Origin of the sequence: Geobacillus sp. (assembly GCF_017515625.1) — a bacterium.
GTDB lineage: Bacteria > Bacillota > Bacilli > Bacillales > Anoxybacillaceae > Geobacillus > Geobacillus stearothermophilus.
The window spans coordinates 1-5,795 of the sequence record NZ_JAFWFM010000040.1; the positions used below are offsets into that span (position 1 = coordinate 1).

Annotated in this window: 4 protein-coding genes and 2 pseudogenes; 5 read left to right on the top strand and 1 reads right to left on the bottom strand. The window is 52.0% G+C overall.

Annotation, left to right across the window (positions count from 1 at the left end):
- Positions 1–495: 495 nt before the first annotated feature.
- A complete protein-coding gene (locus tag IKE44_RS02440; protein ID WP_011230263.1) occupies positions 496–663 on the bottom strand; it encodes a hypothetical protein in 168 nt (55 codons plus the stop codon).
- A gap of 129 nt (positions 664–792) precedes the next feature.
- On the opposite strand from IKE44_RS02440, the gene IKE44_RS02445 reads away from it, so the two are divergent.
- From IKE44_RS02445 to IKE44_RS02465, 5 genes and pseudogenes are all read left to right on the top strand, one after another.
- Complete coding sequence (locus IKE44_RS02445) at positions 793–1,026, top strand: DUF2249 domain-containing protein (RefSeq protein WP_033013778.1); 234 nt, start codon at positions 793–795, stop codon at positions 1,024–1,026.
- Positions 1,027–1,131: 105 nt separating this feature from the next.
- Positions 1,132–1,710: a molybdenum cofactor guanylyltransferase gene (locus IKE44_RS02450; RefSeq protein WP_033013777.1), complete on the top strand. Its 579-nt coding sequence runs from the start codon at positions 1,132–1,134 to the stop codon at positions 1,708–1,710.
- 235 nt (positions 1,711–1,945) lie between these two features.
- On the top strand, positions 1,946–3,064 hold the full coding sequence (locus tag IKE44_RS02455) for a TIGR04053 family radical SAM/SPASM domain-containing protein (RefSeq protein WP_033013776.1): 1,119 nt from the start codon (positions 1,946–1,948) through the stop codon (positions 3,062–3,064).
- 211 nt (positions 3,065–3,275) lie between these two features.
- Positions 3,276–3,861, top strand: a pseudogene (locus IKE44_RS02460) (ABC transporter permease subunit); the annotation flags it as partial.
- A 288-nt stretch (positions 3,862–4,149) separates the two neighbouring features.
- Positions 4,150–5,325, top strand: a pseudogene (locus IKE44_RS02465) (MFS transporter).
- The last annotated feature ends 470 nt before the right edge of the window (positions 5,326–5,795 follow it).

The window sequence follows — 5,795 nt, forward strand, 5'->3', positions numbered from 1 at the left end:
GATATTTGTTGATTTATCAAGCTTTCTCAGCTGTTTGAACGCGTTTTTATCACGGATTCAGGAGATATATAGCAGCCCTGGAAAAGCGAGTGATGATGAATCGCTCCTTTCTTTTGAGGACTGGGGAAACGAACGTGTAGAGTAAGTAGTTGAGGAAAGGGATGGGATTGTAGCGCAGAACAAATGAGGACAATCGTTCCCCATTCATATTATAAATGATTCGTAGAAATTTGAAAATAACGTTTTGTGTCATTGTCGCTTTGTATCCGTCCAGGAAAAGGAGTGCGTTTTAGCCCGTACGGTCATGTTAATCCCGGCAGCGACATTGTTTTTAAGAAAATCGAACTTCCTTTCTTTAATAATAGGGAGAAACAAGGGATTTAATCGGAATCGTTCATGATCAATGTACGATTTAAAAAAGAAAGAGCTGGCTCCAAAAGTCCACTTGTTAGTGGATTTTTGGGTCAGCCCCCTTTCATTTGTGAACGTTTTCAATCACTTGTGGCATTTGTCCGGCGTGGTGTGTTCGGTTTCCTTTTGCTTGTCATGGCATGGAAAGCAGTACAACGTCTCTGTTTCTCGGCTGACGACGCCGTTTAAAAACCCATGCAGACAATGGATCGGCTTGCCGCATTGCGCGCAAAAGCCAACAAGCTCTTCCAACCGCCATTTCTCCTTTCATGGGGATTGAACATGTTCACCTTCGGGCTGTGACGCTCGTCACTACCCCCCAAGGTTCAAGCGGTTATGATAAAGTATATAATTCATTATACTACAAAGGAGGCCAATGTTATGAACCAATTTGCTGCCAAAATCCACGCCCCGGACTATCCGCCGCGCGATCGCCATCCGGCAATTTTTCGGCTGTTTGACAATTTGAAGCCGGGGGAAGTGATGGAGCTGACGAATGACCATGACCCGCGTCCGCTGCAATACCAATTCATGATGGAGCGTCCGGATCAGTTTACATGGGAGTACTTAGAGGAAGGGCCGGACGTATGGCGGGTGGCCATCGGCAAAAAATAAATCATCCGCTCCATAGGGATTTCCGTCGACAGGCGGAAATCTTTTTTTTTCGCCGGTTCGTATGGTACGGTAGGGACAGATGATGTTCGGAAAGAGGGGATAGAGATGAAACGAGCCATTGCCGGAGCGGTGCTCGCCGGCGGCCAGTCGCGCCGGTTCGGGCGGCCGAAGGCGTTTGCGCTGCACGAAGGCGCCCCGTTTTTCACTTGGTCGGTCGCGGCGCTTGATCCGATCGCGGATGAATTGTATATCGTCAGCCACCCGTCGCTTGTCGATGAATTCCGCCGCCAAACGGATATCCCGGTGCTGCTCGATGTCGAGCGCTGCCGCGGCTGTGGGCCGCTGGCCGGCCTTTACACCGTTATGGAACAGAGCCGAGCGGATTGGGTGTTCGTCTTGCCGTGCGACATGCCGTACATGCGGCGGGAAGTGACAGAGCGGCTTGCTTCCTATATTGATCCGATGTTTGACGCCATCGTCCCGCTCCATGGCGTCCGTCCCGAACCATTGGTCGCCTTATACCACCGACGGCTTCGCTCCGTGATCGCCGAGCTGCTTGATGCCGGCGAACGGCGGATGATCTCGCTTATTGACCGCGCCCGCGTCCGCTATGTTGACGCCCAACAGCTTGCCGCGGATGAAACCGTATGGCGCAATGTCAATACGGAGGGAGAGTACCGGTGAAGGGGGAATTGTGGCCGAAGCAGACATAGCATATACTTTTTTTCAATCAGAAGAGCCATCCTTGCTTTACTTTTTGGGCGTATGTCGGGTCAATATATTATACCGCCTGTTCAGATGGCTGTCATCTTCGCCCATGGTACGATCGCCCTCTGTTGTGGCTTTGCTGTGGATGTGATCGATATCACATAACGCGCCTGAATGTTGCGGTACAATGGAGGCCAAGGAGGGGGCCGCAATGCGAGATTTTAATGAAAATCCGTTTATTGTGATTTGGGAATTGACGAGAGCTTGTCAACTCAAGTGCCTTCATTGCCGCGCCGAAGCGCAATACCATCGCGATCCGCGCGAGTTGACGTTTGAGGAAGGGAAAAAACTGATCGATGAGATTTACGCGATGGATCAGCCGATGCTCGTCTTTACGGGCGGCGATCCGCTCATGCGTCCGGATGTGTACGATTTAGCGAAATATGCGATCGATAAAGGGCTGCGCGTGTCAATGACGCCAAGCGCGACGCCGAACGTGACGAAAGAGGCGATCCGCAAAGCAAAAGAGGTCGGCCTGTCGCGCTGGGCATTTAGCCTTGACGGGCCGAACGCCGAGATTCACGACCATTTCCGCGGCGTGAGCGGCTCGTTTGATTTGACGATCCGTGCGATTCAATACTTGCATGAGCTCGACATTCCCGTGCAAATCAACACCGTCATTTCGCGATACAACGTTCATGTGCTTGATGAAATGGCGGAATTGGTTGAGAAGATGAAATGCGTCCTTTGGAGCGTCTTTTTCCTTGTGCCGACAGGCAGGGGGAAGGAGGAGGACATGATTTCCCCCATCGAGCATGAGCGGGTGTTCCGCTGGTTGTATGAAACGAGCAAGCGCGTTCCGTTTGACATTAAAACGACAGCCGGCCAGCATTACCGCCGCGTTGTGCTGCAGGCGAAAATGCGCGAAGGAAAAGCGACAAAAGGCGGCATCCGTTACGAAGATGTGTTGAACCAAGGGTTGACCGGACAAGTCGACGGGCTCGGCCGCGCGCCGAAAGGAGTAAACGACGGCAACGGTTTCGTCTTTATTTCCCATATTGGCGACGTCTATCCGAGCGGGCTGCTGCCGGTCAAAGCCGGGAACGTCCGGGAAACGCCGCTGGCGGACATTTACCGACACTCGCCGATTTTCCAAGACTTGCGCAATCCGGACAAATATAAAGGAAAATGCGGCGTCTGCGAGTTCCGATATGTGTGCGGCGGCTCTCGTTCACGCGCTTACGCTGTAACGGGCGACTATTTGGAAAGCGAGCCGTATTGTGTTTACATTCCAAAGGCGCTGCGGACAAAAGAGCGAAGCCAACGGTAAGAAGGCGGTGAAAAACAGCCGCTTAAAATGACGGCGCTACGGCGTTCGTGAGATGGTTGCCCGGGCGCATGCGGCGGATGTTGGATGTGTGTTCAAAACATACGGGGGAGGAGCAGGCGCCCTTCCCCGTTTTTGTTGAAAGATCATTCGTGGTTCAACTCGACTATAAAGGTCTCGGGCCCGGTCGGCGCTGCGCTTCCTCCTTTTGGTGTTTGTCGCTGCGCTGTTGTTGAATGCTGTTTTGTTTCTTTCGCTCGGCCTGCTCGTGATGGCGTTGGGCATTTTGGTCTTGGTGATTCCGCCTACTTTCGAAGAGTTTGCCCGCATGGTCTGCTTTTTGTTGTTATGTCTTGTGTATATCGCCTTTTGGCTGAATCACGGCATTTTGTTTTCCGTCGTCTTCCGCCAGGCGGCGACATCCGCGTTGTCGTCGATGGCCGTTTGGCTGTTTTTCAATCTTTTCTACTCGATGATCGTGGAAGTGTTTGCGAAATCGTTTTTGCAGTTTGATGCCATTACGTCCGTCGAGCAGGCGGTCGGCCGTCAAGAGTTGGTGCTTGGTCTCATGAGATTGTCGCCGAGCTACTTGTTCAATGAATCAACAACCGCCTTTTTCGCCGGACGTCCGAACGCTAGGGATCGTCACGGTGGAGCAAACGGCCGGCGCTGTTGCGACCCCCTTGCCATTCTCGCAAAGTTTGCTGCTCATTTGGCCGCAGGTGACCGCGCTCATTGCCGCCACTCTCATCTGCTTTGCGATCGCGTATTGGTTGTTTATGAGGCAGGAGATACGGGCGGAGTGGGTGAGAAAACAAGTTGTTTCCGTAGACGGGGCGGAAGAGATGTGTGCGCCCAACAGCGTTTCTTATCGTTCGGATGTGAAAAACGTTCTGCCAAATCGTGTCCGTTCCTTTTGGGGACGGGCTTTTTCTTTTTTTGGATGTGACAAAACCGTGACAACGCTTGTGGCAAAATGGTGACAACAGGCAAGAATGTGATAAGCCTCACAAATCTGTTTCCTTTTCCTGTGTATGATGGAAGTACAAACAGCGTCACAAATTTTGAAAGTTTGGGAGGGGCTTTTCATGAATAAACAAAAGGCGCTGCTGCCGATTACGACGTTCGCCATGTTGTTTTCATTCGTCGTGTGGGCCGTGTTTTCGCCGCTTGCGAGTACGTTTCAGCAAATGTACGGGCTGACATCGACGTAAAAAAGCATTTTGGTCGCCATTCCGGTGCTGCTTGGCTCGATCATGCGTGTGCCGCTTGGCATTTGGACGGACCAGATCGGCGGGCGCAGGCTGTTTTCGCTGCTGCTCTTGTTTCTTGTCATTCCGCTTGTTGGCGCAGGGTTTGCAGATTCGTATGCGATGCTTCTGTTTTGGGCGTTTTTCATCGGCATGGCCGGAACGTCGTTCGCCATTTCGATGACGTTCGTTTCCCGCTTGACTCCGCCGGAAAAGCAAGGGACGGCGCTTGGGATTAACGCGATGGGCAACATCGGCACGGCGGTTGCTTCGTTTTCCGTTCCATCGATTGCCGCAGCGTTTGGTGTGCCTTGGACTTTTTGGGGGATGATCATTCCGGTTGTCGTCATGCTCGTTCTCGTTTGGTTTTTCACACCGGATATGCCGAAACCGAAACAACAAAAAACGGTGCGTGAATCGCTGTCGGTATTGAAATATAAACATACGTGGACGTTGTCGCTCTTTTACTTTGTTACGTTCGGGGCGTTTGTTGCTTTCGGCATTTACTTGCCGGCGCTGCTCGTTGACTTGTATGGGTTGACGCCAGTGGATGCTGGGATGCGCGCGGCTGGGTTTACTGTACTCGCTACGCTCGCGCGGCCAGTCGGCGGCTATCTTGGCGATAAAATCGGAGCTGAACGGGTGTTGACGTTCGTCTACGCTGGAATGACAATCGGCGCGTTGGTGATCGCGTTTGGAATGGAAAATATTTGGGTGATGACAGCGGCTTGTTTGTTTGTGGCCGTGATGTCTGGGCTGGGCAACGGTGCGGTGTTCAAACTCGTGCCGCAGCTGTTCCCAGCCGAAACGGGCGCCGTCACCGGCCTTGTCGGTGCCTGGGGCGGACTTGGCGGCTTTTTTCCGCCGATTGTCATGGGGATCCTGAAAGATGCAACAGGTTCGTACGTGCTCGGTTTTCTGCTCCTTAGCTTGTTTGCCCTTATTTGCTTCTTGCTGAACCGGCTCGTATTTGGCAAAAAAGCCGGCGAACCGACGAAGCGATACGCATCGTAAAATCCGATTCCAGATCCAAAGAGGCCAAAAGCATATGCTTTTGGCCTCTTTTTGGTTTGCGGAGGTACAAGCTCAACGAAAGGATGGAAAATGGCGATCCGCAAAGAGGAAGGTCGTTCTCCGTTAGTGAATAGGGCTACATTCGTTACGGTTGCTACATTGCGAATATTTATTGCTCATTATTTCACGAACTTTTCAAACATGGCCGCTCCTTGGTGATACAAATCACTAGGGGAAAAGGCAGAAATGGCGTACGCTGAAGGTGTAAATCAAATCAACTGAAGGGGGAGAAAACAGTGAAACGAAATGTGTCTACGTTGTTGTCAGTTGCGTTGGTTGCATCGATTTTGGCCGCATGCAGCAACGGGGGAGGAGGAGGGGCAAAGGCGGAAAATAAAAACGGAACAGCGGCAACTACGCAACAGTCTGCTGCGAACATGTTAGCGGCGCACAAAGGGGTGAATCAAGCA